The organism is Bdellovibrio bacteriovorus (genome assembly GCF_001592745.1).
GTDB classification, from domain to species: Bacteria; Bdellovibrionota; Bdellovibrionia; order Bdellovibrionales; family Bdellovibrionaceae; genus Bdellovibrio; species Bdellovibrio bacteriovorus_B.
Genome location: NZ_LUKD01000001.1, coordinates 2,104,277 through 2,122,112, shown reverse-complemented (window position 1 = coordinate 2,122,112; position 17,836 = coordinate 2,104,277). Strand labels below are relative to the sequence as shown.

The window sequence follows — 17,836 nt, the reverse complement described above, 5'->3', positions numbered from 1 at the left end:
ATTTTTTGGTTTAGAGCAGGCTTTCTGGAACGAAGAGGCCCAAGAATCCGGCTTGGAAGCTTTTCCAGAAGGAAGCCTCAGGTTCTTTTTTGAGGGTGACAGTGCCTTCCTCTTCGCGTGTCGTCCAACGCAAGTCCCCGCCCTCTAAGGTTACTTGGTAGGCAATGTCAGGAAGTTCGGTGGTCATTAAGTCCACAAACTGGTTGGCGAAGTTTTTGTTTTCAAGAAGAACTCCCATTTCAGAATTGAGCTCGACCGATCGCGGATCTAAATTCATCGACCCCACAAACATCACATGACGGTCAAAGACATACACTTTCCCATGTAAACCCAAACGTGCTCCAGATGATCCTGCCACTTTGGATTTACGTGCTTTAACATTGATTCTCGGTTTGATCTCATAAAGATCGACACCACCTTTAATCAAACCTTTGCGATACTTTTTATATCCAGCAAAGACCAAACTGACATCGTTAGAGGCTAAAGAATTCGTTACTACAGTGACTTTGATTCCTTCTTTACTTTTCTTCGCAAAATAATCGACGCCTTTTTTTCCGGGAATGAAATACGGGGAAACAATAAAGACTTCTTTCGTCGAACGGATGGGAAGGGCCGTGATCTGATTCAGCATTAGACTGCTTTTGCCATTTTCCACTTTTTCAGGAGAATCGTAAAAGACCTTGGCGCGTCCCCAAAACGCTTTTACATCGCGCTCATGGACCTGCTTCATCAAGCGCGAGTTTTCTAAGTCCTGACCATATTTAGAATTTTGCACTTCAGTTTTCGCGCTTGCCAAGTTTTGACGAAGCTCTGCGAGTTCCGGGTTTTTAAGTTCGCGCTTGTTTAAAACAGGAATCGGCACGGCCAGTTTGTTATTCCAATAAAGATCAAAGGACTGAGAGCTTTCTTCCGCAACGGGACCGAAACACCATACATCAAAATCACCGAAGTTTTCCTCTTCACTGGCTGTGAAATACTCGTTACCGATATTGCGCCCACCTAAGATGGCCGTTTGGTTATCGGCGATCATAACTTTGTTGTGCATGCGTCGGTTGACTTGACTGAAGCGAAAAGCATCTAAAAACCGAAGTTTACGATTCGCGAAAGGGTTGAACATCCTCACTTCAATAAGAGGATGGGAATCCAACACCAATAAGGTATCTTGATACTGACCAATATTCAGATCATCCAACAATAAGCGCACCCGAACACCGCGATCTGCGGCCTGCAAAACATCGTGCATAAGCATGCGCCCCACCAGATCGTCATGCCAGATATAATACTGAATATCTAAACTTCTTTCAGCCTTACGAACAGAGGCCAGGCGCGCGACAAAAGCATCAGGCCCTGACGCCAAAGGAATAAAACCCGATTGATCCGGGTGCTTTTTAATCTCGGCAGCCAGAGTTTTTGCCCACCAAGTCTGTTCCGTGTTTTTTATATAATGGGATTCAGGCGCCTTGAAATCTTTGGGTATGCTTTGACAGCTTGTTAAAACGCCCAAAAACAGAAAGGCCCCAAAAACTACAAGTTTCATATTCATCAGTTTATGCCACTTGCAGAGTTCAGAGCCATATGTCATTTGAAACCGCTCAGTGAGCCGTTTGTATGTATTCTTTAAGCTCTGGGATCTCGCAAGGCACGCAGCCGACTTTGCCGACAACCACACCGGCAGCGAAATTCGCGAGCATGCATGATTGAACCAACGAAAGACCAGACACCAAACCTAAAGAGAGAGCCGCAATCACCGTGTCCCCTGCTCCAGTCACGTCAAAAACTTTGCGCGCATACGTTGGCACTTCCGTGATGTGATCGCCAGAGAAGATCGTCATTCCATCTTTTCCTCGAGTCAGAACAACTTCTTTTGCACCCGTGATTTTTTGAAGAGCGCGACCCACCTCAACAACTTTATTTGGATTGTTGCGAAGATCGTCAAAATCCATTCCGGCAAGAGTCACCGCTTCATCAAAGTTTGGCTTGATCAAATCCACACCTTGATAGAAAGGACCCGACGAAGTTTTGTGTGGATCGACGAGAACGCGTTTGCCTTTTTGTTTGCAAATCGCGACAACCTTTTCGATGACGTTGCGAGAGATCACGCCTTTTTTATAATCTTCAATAACCACACAATCTGCGTCTTCAACATTCTTTTCCACCATGTGGATCATTTGGGCTTCGACTTCCGCAGAAAGACTGGAACGAACTTCGTAATCCACACGCACCAAGTGATGGTGCTTTGCCATCACACGGGTTTTGCGTGTCGTTGGACGAGATGTATCCGTAACAAGAAATTCAGAGCTCACTCCGCTTTTAGCGCAAAGATCGCGAAGAAGATTTGCGCCGGTGTCATTGCCGACCACCGAAACCAACATCGCTTGTCCACCCAAGCTGCAGACGTTTTGAGCGACGTTCGCCGCCATTCCCAGGCGCACGTCTTCTTGCTCTACTTCCAAAACCGGAACCGGAGCTTCAGGGCTGATACGACGAACTTCACCCAGGACATATTCATCAACGCAGACGTCGCCGATAATGAGGATTCTTTTACCTCTCATCAGAGGCAGTTGATTGATCAGAAGTTCTTTTTCTTGCGGACCTACGGTCGCCTTTACAGGTGTTGTCATTTTTTCATCCTTCAGGCCTTGGTTTTAACGGAAGCCAGGGGCCCTGTCACCTTCTTATCACTCACTCGTTGGCCATGAGCCCTTAGCTATGGTATGGACATCCCATGACAAAATCCAAAGGAAAATTCTTCGGTAAAGGACCTTCGCGACCTCCGCAAAAGGGTGCCTTTTCTGCAACGCGACCTTCTTCCGAGAAGAAGGCTCCGGCGCGAGGTCTGGTGTATAAAACTGGCTACATCAGCCCCCGTGAAAAAGAAGAAATCCTTAAGTATTTAGCCACTCTTTATCCGATTTGGGAGATGCGCTATTCTAAGAACAATCCTCCCCCGGAAAACCAGAAGCAGCGCCCTTTGCTGCGTCCCGTTTACTGGCTAGGAAACTGGCAGTTTGCTTGCCTGAACTACTATCACCCCCCAAAAGGAATTTATAACCGCTGCGTTCAAGCCGAAGCTTACCCGCCAGTTTTGGAATATTTGGTGCAAAAAATTGAAGCCTTGGTTCACGAAAGCTTTGAACCGCGCGACATTCCGCGAGGCTGGCACCTAAATACGTGCCTTATCAATTACTATGGCAATCAGATCACAGAAGAAGGCAAACGCATTGACTGCGCTCGCGTCGGCGAGCACAAAGACTTCGAGCCCGGACCCGTTGCTTCTATTTCTTTCGGAGAACGCGCCCTCTTTCAATTTGTTTCAAGCAAAGGGACCGAGTCAAAATCCAACGTGATCTTGCAGCAGTGGTTGGAAGACCGCTCGTTACAGATTTTTGGAGGAGATAAATTTAAAAAACACCTCTTCCACCGTGTACAACGTGTGGATACTAAAGAAGGTCACTTCTTCCCCTTGAATGAGATTTCAAATTTTGAAACTCGTCGAATCAACTTTACTTTCCGCTATGTTCCTGACGAACACGTCGTTCCTTTTCAACGTCTGCCAGAGACTGTGAAAGAAGATGTGCAGGGTTACGTGGAAAAGCTTTCTGAGCGCTCAGAATTCTTTAAAGAGCAACTCGCAAAACCTCAGACCTAGACCAAACTTAATGCTTCCCTAGTCACCGGCTTCATTTTGTGTGGCCGGTCTTGCTTTTGTCTCAGAAAAATCTTTGAATTAGATCCATGCAAAAAGAGTTCGATGTATTGATTGTTGGGGCAGGGATTATTGGGACGTCTATCGGCGCAGAGCTTTCTCGTCGTGGCGCCAAAGTCGGTGTGATTGATAAAGGCACGGTAGGACGCGGGTGTTCTTACGGAAACGCGGGTTGGATGACACCGTGTTTTGCAATGCCACTTCCGATGCCGGGAATGCTTTTAAAATCGATGAAGTGGTTGCTGGATCCCGCAAGCCCCTTGTACATCAAACCTTCTTTGTCTTTGGATTTGGCCTCTTGGCTTTTCCAATTCATGAAAGCGATGAACGAAACGCAAGCTCGCCGCGCGGTGGATGCCTTGGTCGTATTGTCGCAAAAAAGTCTGACGGAATATGAAAAACTAGGACAGAAATATCCCGAGATCTTTTTCCAACAAAAAGGTCTTTTGATGGTTTCTAAGACGGAAGCCGGCGTTTCCGCCGCGGTCGAAGAATTAAACTACGTGAAGAACTTAGGGGTTCCCGGAAAGGTTTTAAACTCAGATGACATTCGTCAGATGGAGCCAGCTTTAAAGTCACCACTTTTAGGTGGCGTCTATTTCGAAAAAGAAGCGATGGCAGAGCCCTATCAAGTGGTCCAAGCTTTGGCGAAAGAGATTCGCGCGCACGGTGGAGAAATTTTAGAAAACTGTACGCTTCAAGATCTTCCCGTCAGCGGAAATAAGATTGAAAAAGTCGTTACTTCGCTAGGTGAAATCAAAGCCAAACAAGTCGTTATGGCGACAGGCAGCTGGTCTAAATCGATGGCCCGCATGATGCGTCTACGGGTTCCGGTTTTAGGTGGCAAAGGCTACGCAATGATTGTTCCACCTTTGGAAACTCAACCACAATATCCGATGATGTTGGTCGAGAAAAAAATCGCGATCACTCCCCGTCAGAATTCACTGCGCATTGCTGGAACTTTAGAACTTGTGGATCAAGATTTTTCTATTACTCCCAAACGTGTCGATAATATTAAAAAAGGGGCGCGTGAATTCTTGCATTTGCCCGAAGAGCTTCAAGTTCAAGAGTTGTGGGCGGGGCTTCGCCCTTGCACACCTGATGGAGTTCCTTTAGTTGGCTATCACGACAGGATATCAAACCTGATGCTGGCTTTAGGTCACCAAATGTTAGGACTTCAAAGTGGCACCGGCACAGGTCTTCTGGTTTCTGATCTTATCGAAGGCAAAACACCTTTTGTGGATATGAAAGTTCTAGACGCCAATCGTTTCTAAGAAATAAAAAGGCTTTGCTGTTCACGGCAAAGCCTTTTTTCAAAAATCATTTTCAAACAGCTATTGAGCCACCGGCCAAGAAGCTTTAAGAATTGCTTTTCCCGTTGTCGTATCCAAAGTAAAGCGCAGATTTTGATTCAACCAACGCACAATCATTTCCTGTTCTGACGCACTCAATTCTTTATTCAGAAAGCGGAAATCAAATTGAGAAAGCGGCAGACTTAAATTCATCGTCTTTTCTTTGCCAGCGGCATTTTCAAGCTCAAGCTCGACAGTTGCAAATCCCGATTTTTTACCGGGTTCTTCCACCGTGAATTTCACGGAAGAACCCTTGTCGAAAAAGCCCTTCCATTCATCATCCGTCAATTCGATAGAAAGAGATTTTTCCACCATCTTAAAGTTCGGCGAATGCGAAAGAATCTGCGACTGAAGAAGTGTCGTTAAAGCCACCCAGTCATAGGTGATTGGCAACGAGCAATGAATCCCTTGAGGCAAATCCACCACACGAATATTTTTACTGTCGACTTTAATGTCTTTATTTTGAAGACGTTGAGAATTGATATTGAACGGCACTGCTGGGTCCTGTTCGGTGGCATAGATCAATACGGGCTGCTCGACATTTTTATAAAATTTCCAGAAGTTATTGAGTTCCCAAAAATCCGGTCCATCCTTCATTCCTGGCGGAAGCTTCACACTCGAAATATAAGACAACCCGCCTTTGTAAGTGCGCGCCACCTCAGTGATCGCGGTGGATAAAAAGGAAAAGCTTTCGTAGCTGACCAGAGCCGGCATCTTCGTACCCAAAGCGCTCAAACGCTGGCGTCCCCACAGGTCTACAAACGCCGATTTCACCCCACTGTTTGTTAGACTGAGCATTGTCGCATTCAAATCAACAACCGGGCACAGTGCCGTAAAACTTTGAATCAATGGACGTGATGACGAATTGAACTTATTCAAAAGCGATGCGAACAAAACGCCGTGCCCACCCAAGCTGATACCAAAGAAATGAACTGAATCTACAAGTTGGGACAAAGGCTCGTTATTGTCGTTCAAAAGTTTCGCGAGCAAAATATTCTGAATGCCTTCGTCGTAACCACCGAACGAGAACTGATTGTTATTGGCGACAAACTGACCACTGGACATGTTTTCCAGCAGAAGAACATTGAATGGAGACTGTTCAAAAAGCATCATCATCCAAGCACGCTCCGCCTTGAAATCCTCACTGTTAGCAAAAATCCCTAAACGAATAACCACCAACGGACGTCTTTTAAAATCCCCTTTTAAACCCAAAAGACCTTTGAGCTTCACATTGCCCGGCAGATTTAAAACCACACGGCGAAGAAACGGATGCCCGAACGGATCGTACTTCATCGTTAGCATGCTCATGTTTGCGAAATAACTATTGTCACCCGTCTCAAGCTCGGCGCGGCAATCTTGAAAGTACTTCTGAATCAACGCTCCTTGCAGCTGCAAGGAGTTTTTCAGGCGTGGATCCTTCAGACGCTGCCCCCAAACATCCGGATTGCACATGGCACTAAAGAGCTTTGGTTCCCCGCGAGGGATCCAACTCACAATGTTGTTAAAGACAAAATTCAGAGGTTCAGGATACTGCCCAGATGCGTCAGTCAGAATCGGCGCGGTTTCGGAGGGGAATTCAATGCGTGAGCTATTGAACTGCTCCATGAAAGCGCGTTGCGGACTATTGGCAAAGACCGGAAGGGCGAAAATAGCGACACCAAGAAGACTAAAACAAGACCGAAGCATAGGCCTGATTGTGGCCAAAAAGAACCACTGAGTCATCTCCTTTTTCCGGAGTGACTTTGAGTATTTGCTTCATTAGACTCTGGCGAGTGTATTTTTAAGGAGACACAAATCATGGAACACAAGATAGAGCCCCTTTATGATGGGCCTCTTTTCAGAAACGCCATTCAAACTCTCGAAGAAGCGGCAAAAATTATCAACTGTGACCCTAACGTACTAGAGCGCTTGAAACGTCCTCGTCGCGCGATCACAGTTTCCGTTCCCGTTCGCATGGACGACTACAGCGTAAAAGTTTTCACTGGGTACCGCGTTCAGTACTCTCCGACTTTGGGCCCTTACAAGGGTGGTATCCGCTATCATCAAAACGTAGACCTTTCTGAAGTTGTCGGCCTTGCGGCTTTGATGACTTTCAAAAACTCGGTATTAGGTCTTCCTTTGGGTGGTGCAAAAGGTGGTATCACTGTTGATCCAACAAAACTTTCTCGCACTGAAAAACAAAATCTGACTCGTCGTTATGCTTCTGAAATTGGGCCTTTCGTAGGACCCACTAAAGACATCCCTGCTCCAGACGTGGGAACTGATCCCCAAACAATGGCTTGGTTCATGGACACTTACTCTCAAGAGCAAGGTGGCTTCGCACAACCTGGCGTTGTGACGGGTAAACCTGTTGAGATCGGTGGATCTTTGGGTCGCAACCACGCAACAGGTTTGGGTGTGGTTTATGTCGCTGAAAAAGCTTTCGAAGTGTGCGGCATGAAAATGAATGGTGCCTCTATCGCAATTCAAGGCTTCGGTAACGTAGGTTCTTTCGCGGCGAAGTTCGCTCACGAACGTGGCGCTCGCATCGTGGCTGTATCTGACGTTTCTGGTGGTATCTACAACGGCGATGGCCTTGATATCCCTGAAGTGATGGAATACGTAAAAGCTCACAAGTTCTTGAAGGGCTATCCAAAAGCTCAACCTATCAGCAATGAAGAATTGCTTGAGGTGAAGTGTGATGCTCTCTTCCCTTGCGCTCTTGAAAACCAAATCGACACTCACAATGCAGAAAAAATCCAAGCGAAAATCATCTGTGAAGGTGCCAACGGTCCTGTAACAAATGCAGCGACAAAAATCCTTCATAAGCGCGGTGTCTTCATCGCTCCAGACGTGATCGCGAACGGTGGCGGTGTGATCGTTTCTTACTTCGAATGGGTTCAAGACATCATGTCGTTCTTCTGGGACGAAGAAGAAGTGAATGGCCGTTTGAAAGGTATCATCACAAAAGCTTTCGACAAAGGTTACGCTCTTTCTAAAGAGAAAAACATTGATATGAGATCTGCTGCCATGGCGGTTTCTGTTCAACGTCTTGAAAAAGCGATGCTTCTAAGAGGCCTATATCCTAGATGATTAAGTTCGGTTGCGCGGCTCCGGCCGCTCCACCTTCTGCGCGAGGCTCTCGATGAAGCCTTGGATGCTCTTACCACCCCAATGGGCTCACGACCTGAGCTCTTGGGGCTTACCTCTCTACTCTTTGATTCACGGAAGAAAAACGCCCGAATGGAAAAGCTTCACCTGGCGTGATCTTCATTTTAAAAATCCTCTGGGCATTGCTGGCGGCGTAGATAAAAACGCAGAACACCTGAAAGAATGGTGGTCGTTGGGCTGTGGTTTCGTCGAGGTGGGGACAGTGACTCCTCTTCCCCAAACACCGAATCCCGGTAAAATTTTAGACCGCGATGTGAAGCTTCAGGCGATGTGGAATAAGATGGGTTTTCCAAGCGAAGGTGCGGAAGAGACTTTCTATAACCTGACTTATTATGCTCCAAACTATCGCACGCCGATCTTTGTGAACATCGGGAAGAACCGTTACACTCCCAACAACCAAGCGGTTTTGGATTATCTGTTTTTAGTAGATAAATTTCGTCCATTTGCAGATGCTTTTGTTGTGAATATCTCGAGCCCCAATACAAAGGGTCTTCGAGAACTTCAGAATAAAGAAAATCTGCGCTCTTTAATCGGGCCTATCGTCGACCGTGTTTCCCATTTTGAACCTACTCCCGTGCTAGTGAAACTGTCACCGGATATGGGGGATGAGGCTTTGGCCGAAACAGTTTTGAATTGTCAGGATTTGGGTGTCGATGGCTTTGTGCTAACAAACACGACTCTTTCCCGTCCTGCCGGCTGTCACTTCCCTGAAGAAGGGGGCCTTTCAGGCGCACCTTTAAAAGATCTGTCTCAACGCGCTTTGAAAGTGGCTGTTGAAAGTTTAGGCAAAAAGCGCGAAGGTCTGCTTTTGGTCAGCGTTGGGGGCATTTTAACTCCGGAAGATGTCTTTGAAAGATTGCAAATGGGCGCAGATCTTGTTCAAATTTATAGTGCACTTGTGTTTCATGGACCGAACTTTTTCCATGATGTAGCTAGAAGGTATAATGACGGACGATAGCGCTATCGAAACTAAACCCAAAAAATCCAAGATCCGCAAAGGTCATTGGATTCCTGTAGTCGCGGGTTTTTTGCGTAAAGATGGCAAAATCTTGGTCGGTCAACGTCCCGAAAATAACTCCTTGGCTGGTCAGTGGGAATTCCCTGGTGGCAAAATCGAAAATGGTGAGACACCGGAAGACGCTCTTTCGCGCGAGCTCAATGAAGAATTGGGCATTGAAGCCGAAGTGGGCGAACTGAAACTTGCTTGTACACACTCTTATGGAGATGTAGGGATTCTCATATTATTTTATGAAATCCTATACTGGAAGGGCGAACCTCGGGCTAAGCACCATATGATGTTAGAGTGGATTCACCCCGAAGAGCTCAAACATCGCAACATTCCCGAGGCCAACCGCAAGATCCTGCACAAGATCTACAAAGCTTTAGGACTTGAATGGCGAAAATAATCCTCGTAAGCAAACATGTGAACGCAACTTCGTGGCAGCTGGCGCAAGCTTTAAAAAGTCAGCAACATGAAGTGGTTCTGCTTACGAGTCATGGTGAAGTTCCCCCGGAAGATACAACCGGCATCGAATTCATGGGATATTTCAAAAGCTGGAGTGTGCTGGAAGGGTTTCGCATTATTCCCGGCCTTTTTGGGCTGCACCCGCAAATCCTGCATGTCCTTTTAGACGAAGATCAAATGAACCCGGCGCAGATGATTCTATCGACATTTGCGAAATCTCATCCGTCCTGTGTTCTTACGACCTCTTTATTAAACATTCGTCGCGGTTTAAGTCGCCGCAATCCCGTTCGCTACTTGGTTGAAGAAAGCGACATCATCACATGTCCCACGGTTGAAGCTTTGGGGCAATTGCGCGGATTGAATGTGCGCTCCCCACGTCAAGGACGAGGAATTTTACCTCCCGTTCTTGATTTAAAATCAGACTTCGCTGTCACCGCATTTCAAGAGGACATTGAAGAGCAGTTTTTCCACGCGCTTGAAGCCAGACCCTACGTGGTGATTCCTTTTCGCGAAACTCACTTTGATCCGGAAGCGGAAAACTTTGTGCGCATTCGCACCTTGGCTCAAAAGTACAAAGTCGTTCTTTGGGGAAGTTATTCTCACTGGAGCCTTCGAGATCGCAAAAAGTTTGCCGCTTGGATGGATGAATTCCAATGCGGGCACAACTGGACAGTGACAGGAAGCCTGAGTCCTCAGGCGGGCCGTCAACTTCTAGAAAAAAGTACGGCCGTTATGCTTGCTGGCCAAGGTTTTACACCGATTGAAATGACGGATTTCTATATGAAAGCCATTCATTCCCGCGCGGTTTTGATTCTGGACTCTAAACAGTCCAGCGTGCATTCAGATCTTTGGAAGAACACGGTGAATTGCTGGATCTTAAACCACGACCATATCCATGCGGATCTTGTGAAGCTGTTATCGAAACCGCACCTGCGTGTCCCTGAAAGTCTGTCTGAACAGCTAGCTGAAGACCGTCACTTGATTGATTCATCATTGAATGAACTCAATCGTCTGTACAATAGGGCTTTAAATCATTTAAGATGAGCTTATGCTCAACAAACCTCGTTTGCCTGAAACCTTAAATATCTGTCTGACTTCGCATCGTTTTCCGATTTTAAGTCGAGCGACAGATCATGGTTTTTTATGGCCTATCGCCCGAGGTCTCGCTAAAGAAGGCCATAAGGTCACTGTTTTAGCGGCAAGTTCTCCTCTTAAAAAACCCGAAGTGGTGCGCGATGGTGTTCGCGTGTTCTTCTTGCATGAAGGCGCTAAAAACCTTTCGCACATGAGCTTTCAAATGGCGGTTCGCCAACGCTTCATGCAGCTTCATAAAGAAGATCCGTTTCATTTGGTTCATAGCATTGATAAATCAGGTTACCGCATTGGCAGCCGCAAAGACGATTTGAAAGTCGCCGTGGCCTATGACGTTGAAGCGACTCAGATGTCTCAGCTTTTTGCGATCCGAGCGATGAAACAGGACACGTTGGGAAGCATGCTTTCAACAGCTATCGCGACGACTTATAAATTCCTTACGACGTACTATGGCGGCGATCGCCGTTTACTTTCTACGGCCGATGGAATTTTCGTCACGAATCCCGAGCAAAGAATTATTCTGGAAAGATATTATCTCTATCCGGATTTCCACACCTACACCGTTCCCTATGGAATCGAACTGGGTGACCTGACGCCGAAAGAAAAGTCTTACGAGCTTCGTAAAAAATTGGGAATTCCTGAAAATGCCCATGTCGCGGTGACTTTGTCAGACATGACGCAAGCCCAAGAATTAACACCTCTTTTAAAGGCCTTCGAAAAGGTCGCGATTAAAAAGCCCAACAGCTATTTAATCGTCATCGGCAATGGTCCCAAATTTAAAGACATCGAGTACCAGGTTTTGAATCACGCTTTAGGAAATCGCGTGGTCATGCCGGGGGCCGTTCCTGCCGCTGAGATCGAAGACTACATTGTTTTAGGTGACGTTTTCATCAACATGGGGTCTAGAACGACAGGCTTTGAACCGACGACTTTAGAGGCCATGGCGCAAAAAAAGGTGGTTTTGGGTTCAGAAGTGTCCCCGATTGCCAACATTATTGAAGATGGTCGCGATGGATTTTTACTTCGCCCTGCTGATGTGGACTCCATGAGTAATCTTTTGGTCGAAATTTTCTCTGGAACCATGCCTGCTGACGAGATCGGCGATCGAGCACGCCAAAAAGTAGTCGACCTTTTTGACACGCCTAAAATGGTCCAGGCGACGCTTGATGCCTATCGTAAAATCCTGATCAATACGGGTCTGTATAAGAAGCATTGAGTTAAATGCTTGAATTTTGATGTCACAGCACTTCAGATCTGTATAATCGAGAGTGTTATCAATACTTTAAGCTGAGCCCTTTAGGAAAGCCGACGATGACAAAAGCGGATTTGATTAATTTGATTTCTGAAAAAGCGGGTATCACCCGTGTTAAAGCCGAGACGGTTGTGAACACCATTTTTGACTCTATGGTTGAAGCATTGATGCGTGATGACCGTATTGAAATCCGTGGTTTTGGTTCATTTGTGAATCGCCAATATGGGGCCTATAAAGGACGCAATCCGCGCACAGGTGAAATCATCAACGTGGAAGAAAAGAAACTTCCGTTCTTTAAAGTCGGAAAAGAACTCAAAGAAGATATCAATAACGGGCCTAAAAAAGGCTAAATAAAAGGGGCTTTAAAGCCCCTTTTTTTATTCCTGATTACTTCGCTTTTTCACACTCGGTGTGAGTCACTTCATAGAAGCTTTCAAACTTTGCAAAATAAGTAACACATGAAAAAAGAGGCACTTCGCCACGAGTGCGGTAGTAACCACGCACTTGAGTTTGCACTGCTAAATCCGCATTCGGAATTTGCAAGAACTTGTGACCTTCGATAGCCACGATACCTTCATCAAAGCCCAACTCAGACAAGACGCTTTCATTCGTCATTTCCCAGATAGCTTTCATTTTTCCAGCGAAAGCAGGAGTTGCAGATAGAACTAATAAAGCGACGATCAGCTTTTTCATCAAATGAACCTCTTAGCGTTTTTATTAAGGATGCTGAGGTTTTATAGAAGAAAACCCGGCTTTCAAAGTCAGGTTTTCGTTGTTTGTTATTTTTACCGGTTTAAACCGTGGAATTTCCAAGAACGACTGTGAAAAAGTCTCGGGGACCTCGCGAATGGAGAGCGAAATCAGTACCTTTTTTACTTTCCGAGCTTGGATTCAATTATTTGCAGGCGTTTTTCCAAGGCTTTATTCTGCTCTTCTAATTTTTTATTCGTCTCTTCAAGTGAAGCCATTTTTCTTTTTTGTTCGTCCAGTTCTTTGTGCAACTCTTGGCTGTCGTTGTACCAAAGAGCATAAAATTCTTTGAGCGCTTCAATCATCGGCGAAATAAAGCCCAAGTAGTTCACTTTTTTCAGACCCTTTTTATCCGTCTTTACAAGATCAGGATAAATCTCTTCCACTTGTTGAGCGATCACTCCGCGTTGCAAGCCTTCGGAATACTGGAGCGGCTCTTTCCAGTAGTAACTCACCCCTTCGACTTTCAAGATTTTTTCGAGGGAAAAATGCAAAGGCTGAATGTCTTTCTTCAAACGGCGATCCGAAGGATTGAGTGATCCCGCATACGTAATATTACGTGCTTGAATGTCCATCGCGTAACCACCACCACGATTGTAAAATACAAGCGAGTTCTGCGCCGTGCTTGTCGTTCCGATTTCAAGATCCGCACTTGCGTCACCGCCCATGTAAATCACAGTGCCCGGACCATTACGAGCGGCGATTTCCCCGGCAACATCGAGTTTGAATGAGGGAGTCGCATCACCAATTCCCACCTTACCATCACCTTGCACACGCAGCAATTGATTGAAAACGCCAGCACTCGTGTAACCAACAGAGAAAGCATCCTGAACTTGATTGTTATCCGAGAAATTCACACGCAGCTCGGATTGATCGGCCGCAATATTATAACGAGCCATCCAAAGAGGATCGGTGACATCACTGTCTGAAGTTGCGGGCGCGGGTCCGCCGTGGAAATACAGAAAGTTTCCGTAGTTTGGCAGTGTCCCGGTATTTGCGGGATTAACAGGGCCCAGCTTTATATTGCCGCCGACATGCAAAGTGGCTAAAGGCGCGGTGAGACCAATACCGACGTTTCCACTAGAAGCGATTCGCATTTTTTCCGTCGAACTTCCATCCGTAGCACTATGGAAAGTCAAAGCGGCATTGTTGGTTGTCGTCGTGGCGTTCCAGGCTTCCTCTGCCGCGAAACGAATACTTCCCGCTTCCATAAGAGCCGAACCATTGTAACCGCGAACCAAAAGACTTCCGATATTTCCTAAAGCCAGGGGCGTCGGTGTCGTCGCGTTGCCACGGTATCTTGTTAAGATCAATGATGGCGTATTCGTGTCGGAATAGGTCTGAATATTGATATCATCATTCGCGTCGCCCACAGCATTGTTCACCAAGGTCAGACCCGAAGTTGGCGTCGAAGTTCCAATACCCACATATCCCGTACTCGCAATGGACATCGCTTGTTTCGAAACGGTGCCAATCGGTGACTCATAGTTGATTTGCAAAGCATTGTTCGTGTCTGAACGAGTCAGCGCAAAGCCCGTATTTTCAGCGCCATTATTGATTTGTAGAGTTGCGTCTTCGTTTAAACCACTGGCCGAAACACGCGCCACCGCGCTCGCCCCTGAAACATGTAAATTCGCCGTGGGATTTGTCACACCGATACCGACGTTCCCATCGCTCTTGATTGTCATGCGTTCGGTATTGCCCGTTTCAAAAGCGAGATTGTAAGCATCGTTCGTTCCCAATGTCGCTGCGGCTCCGAAACTGTTTCCTCCATTCAGGAAAACCGAGCCGGTCGTGAATGACGAACAGGTCATCAATCCCGTCGCATCGAAACTGACAAGCTGTCCGACCGCGCAGCTAAATGTTGTCAAAGCCGCGCCCGTCCCGTTCGAAGCGATAAGACGATTTGCGGTCAGCGATGTTACGCCCGTACCGCCTTTACTCACAGGAACAGCGGAAGGAAAGTTCGCAGGATCCGCGCTGATAGTTCCAGATGAAACCGCGATACCAGCTCCGACTTGCACCGCTCCTTTTGCAGAGGTCGATGCATCAGTAATTGAAATCGCAGGTGTCGACGATCCTGTTGCAACAACGATCGGAGCCGTTCCCGTGACATTCGTCACAGTTCCATTTGTCGGTGTCACCCATTGAAGTCCCGAAGGCTGCGCTGAATTCGCAGAAAGAACTTGGCCATTCGTACCTACGGCAAGACGAATATCATTCGTTCCGTCGTTAACAACAACATCCCCTTTTGCCGTCAAAGGAGAAAGCGCATTAAACGCCGCCACCGCTGTTGTTTGTCCCGTGCCGCCATTTGCAATCGGCAAAGTCCCCGTGACATCCGTTGCAAGATTCACTGCGGCTCCGTTAGCGGCGGCTGTCAAACGACCTTGAGCATCGACGGTGATATTCGCACGCGTATAAGATCCGGCAGACACTGCCGTGTTCGCAAGAGAAATAGTACCCGTCGAAGTAATCGGGCCACCATTCAAACCTGTGCCTGTCGCAATATTCGTAACGGTCCCGCCTGCATTCGAATCACTCGCGGGGGCCCACTTCGTTCCGTCATACTTCAACACCTGGCCCGCAGTTAAACCCGTTGTATCAACATCCACGCCTTTGATCTTATTCACGCTGACAGCTCCAATGCTTCCGCTCACGTCACCGGCGACCGAAACATTGATCGACTGACATTGAAAAGATCCTGAAACAGAATTCCAATACGGCGTTTGATAAGCCGCACAGTTCCCGCTTCCCACGGCGGTGTTGAAGGCCGCCGTCGTCATATACGTGCTCAACGTCGAAGACAAATTCGTCACATCTGAAATCGCCACTGCGGAACTCAACCACTGGGAGCCGTCATACTTTAAAAAATGTCCTGACGTTGGCGCAGCAGAAGAAACAGTCACGCCTTGAAGTTTTACGACAGAAGGATTTGGATAAGCGCCACCAAGATCTCCACCTGCGGACCCCGTCGGAGGACGTGCATCTGTGAAGCGCGCATCATTCCCGGCGGCGACGGTTCCTGCCGTCGTACCCACGGAAATACCAAGCACAGGAATCGAAGCCGTTCCGCCTTTGGTGAGCGGAGCGGTGACGTTGACGTCAGAAACCATGCCTGCTCCCCCGGCATCATTCTGACAGGCGAAGCTGGCGCCATCAAAGGTCAGGTACTGTCCCGGCAGACACGAGGTCACACTGGTTTTTAAAACGAAGTCCGAAGGAAGCTTGTCGCCGAGCTTCGCTGCGGAATAAGAATAGTTCGCAAAAGGCACGGAGCGAATCGTGTTGTTGGGAGTAATCGCCTTCCAGCCAGCGCCATCATGAAATTGTACGCGCAAGACACGCACTTCATCTAAAGAAGGCGTATAAGTCGTACCGCCATCACAATCATGTGTGACGGAATTGTTGAAAGCGTCCCTTAAAGAATAACTGGCTGTTGTTGGAAAAAGTTTTGTACCTTCACCGATAGGAATATCGAAGACACCCTTCGAACCTTGCATATTCACGGCATTACGCTGTTCACGATAATAGACACAAGTTCCAGAGACATTCGTGATTTCAAATGCAAAGCTCACGTTGTTATATTCTAACGGCGTTCCGTCAGACTTAAGAATGCGACCTTGATAATTCAAAGTCGTGGGCGTCGCGACCGCTTTTGATAAAAACAAAAGCGCAAAGAAAAACAATCCTTTACGTACCGTTTGCTGTTCCATGATACACTTTTCGGAACAGTCCTCAGCACCCCTTACGATTTTTTCTTAACTATAATATGATAATACTCCACAAAGTTCCGCGTGAATCTCATGATGAAACGGACTTTGTTAAGCAGCTCGTAAAGCCGATTTGAATCTTACGATTTTGAAAAGACCCTAACATTTGTGATGTCAGAGAGGCCGATCAATGCCATGAAAAGTCTTTCTAGACCTAAGGCGATTCCCCCCGAAGGCGGCATCCCTGCTTCTAAGCACTGAAAGAACTCTTCATCCAGAGTCACGACTTCTTTCCCCATGTTCTTCTTTTTTTCAAGATCCTCGTTCGAGCGCAGGCGCTGAATGCCTGGGTCGTTAAGTTCATGAAAGGCATTGGCAAGTTCTAATCCCTTCCAATACACCTCAAAGCGATCCCCCCAGCCGTCTTCCGTGAGACGGGCTAAAGCGGCCTGATAAGGAGGATATTTTTCGACGAAGATAAGCTCATCCGGTGGCAACACCGACTCAATTTTTTCCATAAAGATAAGGAAGAAATAGTCGTCGATACTTTCGGCACTTCGCACATCAACGCCAAGCTTTGCCGCGAGAGATTTAAGTTCTTCTTTCGTCGTGTCTGGCTTTAAATCAAAGTCACAATAGTGCTTAAAAAGCTCCGCGATGCTCACGCTGCGCACTTTTTTTGGCGCTTCGACTTTTAATTTTTTTGCTAGAAAAACCACCAGCTTTTCCACGTCTTTTTTAATCGTGGAAAGATTGTCATAAGCACGATACCACTCCAGCATTAAAAATTCGGGCTGGTGTCTTTCGGTGATTTCACCATTGCGATAACAAGGCGCGATTTCGAAAACCTTTTCAGCCCCTAAGGCTAAAGCTTTTTTCAAATGAAGCTCAGGACTGGTAGGAAGGTACAGTTTCTCTTTACGGGATCCGACTTGCAAAACAGTCGAAAAAACATCCAGGCTGGGTTCGGTACCGGGACAGGTTACTAGAGAGGGAGTTTTTAGTTCCAAAAACTCTTCCTGAGTGAAAAAGTCCTTAATACCTTGCAGGTATTCAGACCAACTTGCCAGCAGGTTCTTATTGAAAGTTCGCTTCGGTAGAGGTGATTTTTGCGGAGCTAAAAGCACGATTTGCGTGGCCGATACGACGGCGACCAAATCCCCTTCGAGCAAAAATTCTGAATGTTCGGGGGCTTTGGCAAATTCAATTTTATGGAATTTATTATCGCGGGACAGAGTCAGCTTGAGCGACTCCCCGTCTTTTTCGATCTTGTAGATTCGCCCGGCCGCCTGAGCTTCAGACGGCATCGCGGGATAAGATTTCCAAATAAGGTTGAGATAGTCTTTTCTTGTCAAA

At 46.9% G+C, this 17,836-nt stretch carries 14 protein-coding genes; 8 read left to right on the top strand and 6 right to left on the bottom strand.

What is annotated here, in order from left to right; all coding sequences use genetic code 11:
• Nucleotides 1-10: 10 nt before the first annotated feature.
• Nucleotides 11-1,537 carry a phospholipase D family protein gene (locus tag AZI87_RS10160; RefSeq protein WP_172795512.1) on the bottom strand — a complete coding sequence of 509 codons (1,527 nt, stop codon included), beginning with the start codon at nt 1,535-1,537 and terminating at the stop codon, nt 11-13.
• Between the two features lie 55 nt (nt 1,538-1,592).
• Nucleotides 1,593-2,621 carry a D-glycero-beta-D-manno-heptose-7-phosphate kinase gene (gene rfaE1, locus AZI87_RS10155; protein WP_063206421.1) on the bottom strand — a complete coding sequence of 343 codons (1,029 nt, stop codon included), beginning with the start codon at nt 2,619-2,621 and terminating at the stop codon, nt 1,593-1,595.
• Nucleotides 2,622-2,725: 104 nt separating this feature from the next.
• Between rfaE1 and AZI87_RS10150 the strand changes: the two genes are divergently transcribed.
• Both AZI87_RS10150 and AZI87_RS10145 read left to right on the top strand, forming a co-directional pair.
• On the top strand, nt 2,726-3,649 hold the full coding sequence (locus AZI87_RS10150; RefSeq protein ID WP_063206420.1) for an alpha-ketoglutarate-dependent dioxygenase AlkB: 924 nt from the start codon (nt 2,726-2,728) through the stop codon (nt 3,647-3,649).
• An 86-nt stretch (nt 3,650-3,735) separates the two neighbouring features.
• On the top strand, nt 3,736-4,980 hold the full coding sequence (locus tag AZI87_RS10145; protein ID WP_063206419.1) for an NAD(P)/FAD-dependent oxidoreductase: 1,245 nt from the start codon (nt 3,736-3,738) through the stop codon (nt 4,978-4,980).
• A 60-nt stretch (nt 4,981-5,040) separates the two neighbouring features.
• Here AZI87_RS10145 and AZI87_RS10140 read toward each other — a convergent pair whose 3' ends face one another.
• The gene (locus tag AZI87_RS10140; RefSeq protein ID WP_253696643.1) at nt 5,041-6,744 is read right to left on the bottom strand and encodes an alpha/beta hydrolase; all 1,704 of its coding nucleotides are present in this window, start codon (nt 6,742-6,744) and stop codon (nt 5,041-5,043) included.
• Between the two features lie 111 nt (nt 6,745-6,855).
• On the opposite strand from AZI87_RS10140, the gene AZI87_RS10135 reads away from it, so the two are divergent.
• The 6 genes from AZI87_RS10135 to AZI87_RS10110 all read left to right on the top strand — a co-directional run bounded on the left by AZI87_RS10135 (nt 6,856) and on the right by AZI87_RS10110 (nt 12,367).
• Nucleotides 6,856-8,130, top strand: coding sequence for a Glu/Leu/Phe/Val family dehydrogenase (locus tag AZI87_RS10135; RefSeq protein ID WP_063206418.1), 1,275 nt, complete (start codon nt 6,856-6,858; stop codon nt 8,128-8,130).
• A 52-nt stretch (nt 8,131-8,182) separates the two neighbouring features.
• Complete coding sequence (locus AZI87_RS10130; RefSeq protein ID WP_063206417.1) at nt 8,183-9,166, top strand: quinone-dependent dihydroorotate dehydrogenase; 984 nt, start codon at nt 8,183-8,185, stop codon at nt 9,164-9,166.
• A complete protein-coding gene (gene mutT, locus AZI87_RS10125) occupies nt 9,153-9,614 on the top strand; it encodes an 8-oxo-dGTP diphosphatase MutT (RefSeq protein WP_063206416.1) in 462 nt (153 codons plus the stop codon). The genes AZI87_RS10130 and mutT overlap by 14 nt, the downstream gene beginning before the upstream one ends.
• A complete protein-coding gene (locus AZI87_RS10120; protein ID WP_063206415.1) occupies nt 9,602-10,717 on the top strand; it encodes a hypothetical protein in 1,116 nt (371 codons plus the stop codon). Before mutT ends, AZI87_RS10120 begins: the two co-directional genes overlap by 13 nt.
• A 4-nt stretch (nt 10,718-10,721) precedes the next feature.
• Nucleotides 10,722-11,981, top strand: coding sequence for a glycosyltransferase family 4 protein (locus AZI87_RS10115; protein WP_063206414.1), 1,260 nt, complete (start codon nt 10,722-10,724; stop codon nt 11,979-11,981).
• 95 nt (nt 11,982-12,076) lie between these two features.
• Nucleotides 12,077-12,367, top strand: coding sequence for an HU family DNA-binding protein (locus AZI87_RS10110; protein WP_063206413.1), 291 nt, complete (start codon nt 12,077-12,079; stop codon nt 12,365-12,367).
• A 37-nt stretch (nt 12,368-12,404) separates the two neighbouring features.
• Here AZI87_RS10110 and AZI87_RS10105 read toward each other — a convergent pair whose 3' ends face one another.
• From AZI87_RS10105 to epmA, 3 genes are all read right to left on the bottom strand, one after another.
• Entirely contained in the window at nt 12,405-12,710 is a 306-nt protein-coding gene (locus AZI87_RS10105; RefSeq protein WP_063206412.1) for a hypothetical protein, read from the bottom strand.
• A gap of 179 nt (nt 12,711-12,889) precedes the next feature.
• Nucleotides 12,890-16,483 carry a tail fiber domain-containing protein gene (locus tag AZI87_RS10100; protein ID WP_063206411.1) on the bottom strand — a complete coding sequence of 1,198 codons (3,594 nt, stop codon included), beginning with the start codon at nt 16,481-16,483 and terminating at the stop codon, nt 12,890-12,892.
• A 137-nt stretch (nt 16,484-16,620) separates the two neighbouring features.
• On the bottom strand, nt 16,621-17,835 hold the full coding sequence (gene epmA, locus AZI87_RS10095) for an EF-P lysine aminoacylase EpmA (protein WP_253696641.1): 1,215 nt from the start codon (nt 17,833-17,835) through the stop codon (nt 16,621-16,623).
• Nucleotide 17,836: the final 1 nt, after the last annotated feature.

Excerpts from the sequence above, each read along its gene's own strand:
- AZI87_RS10160 (WP_172795512.1), bottom strand. The coding sequence starts at position 1,537 with ATGAAACTTGTAGTTTTTGGGGCCTTTCTGTTTTTGGGCGTTTTAACA.
- rfaE1 (WP_063206421.1), bottom strand. The coding sequence starts at position 2,621 with ATGACAACACCTGTAAAGGCGACCGTAGGTCCGCAAGAAAAAGAACTT.
- AZI87_RS10150 (WP_063206420.1), top strand. The coding sequence starts at position 2,726 with ATGACAAAATCCAAAGGAAAATTCTTCGGTAAAGGACCTTCGCGACCT.
- AZI87_RS10145 (WP_063206419.1), top strand. The coding sequence starts at position 3,736 with ATGCAAAAAGAGTTCGATGTATTGATTGTTGGGGCAGGGATTATTGGG.
- AZI87_RS10140 (WP_253696643.1), bottom strand. The coding sequence starts at position 6,744 with ATGCTTCGGTCTTGTTTTAGTCTTCTTGGTGTCGCTATTTTCGCCCTT.
- AZI87_RS10135 (WP_063206418.1), top strand. The coding sequence starts at position 6,856 with ATGGAACACAAGATAGAGCCCCTTTATGATGGGCCTCTTTTCAGAAAC.
- AZI87_RS10130 (WP_063206417.1), top strand. The coding sequence starts at position 8,183 with ATGAAGCCTTGGATGCTCTTACCACCCCAATGGGCTCACGACCTGAGC.
- mutT (WP_063206416.1), top strand. The coding sequence starts at position 9,153 with ATGACGGACGATAGCGCTATCGAAACTAAACCCAAAAAATCCAAGATC.
- AZI87_RS10120 (WP_063206415.1), top strand. The coding sequence starts at position 9,602 with ATGGCGAAAATAATCCTCGTAAGCAAACATGTGAACGCAACTTCGTGG.
- AZI87_RS10115 (WP_063206414.1), top strand. The coding sequence starts at position 10,722 with ATGCTCAACAAACCTCGTTTGCCTGAAACCTTAAATATCTGTCTGACT.
- AZI87_RS10110 (WP_063206413.1), top strand. The coding sequence starts at position 12,077 with ATGACAAAAGCGGATTTGATTAATTTGATTTCTGAAAAAGCGGGTATC.
- AZI87_RS10105 (WP_063206412.1), bottom strand. The coding sequence starts at position 12,710 with ATGAAAAAGCTGATCGTCGCTTTATTAGTTCTATCTGCAACTCCTGCT.
- AZI87_RS10100 (WP_063206411.1), bottom strand. The coding sequence starts at position 16,483 with ATGGAACAGCAAACGGTACGTAAAGGATTGTTTTTCTTTGCGCTTTTG.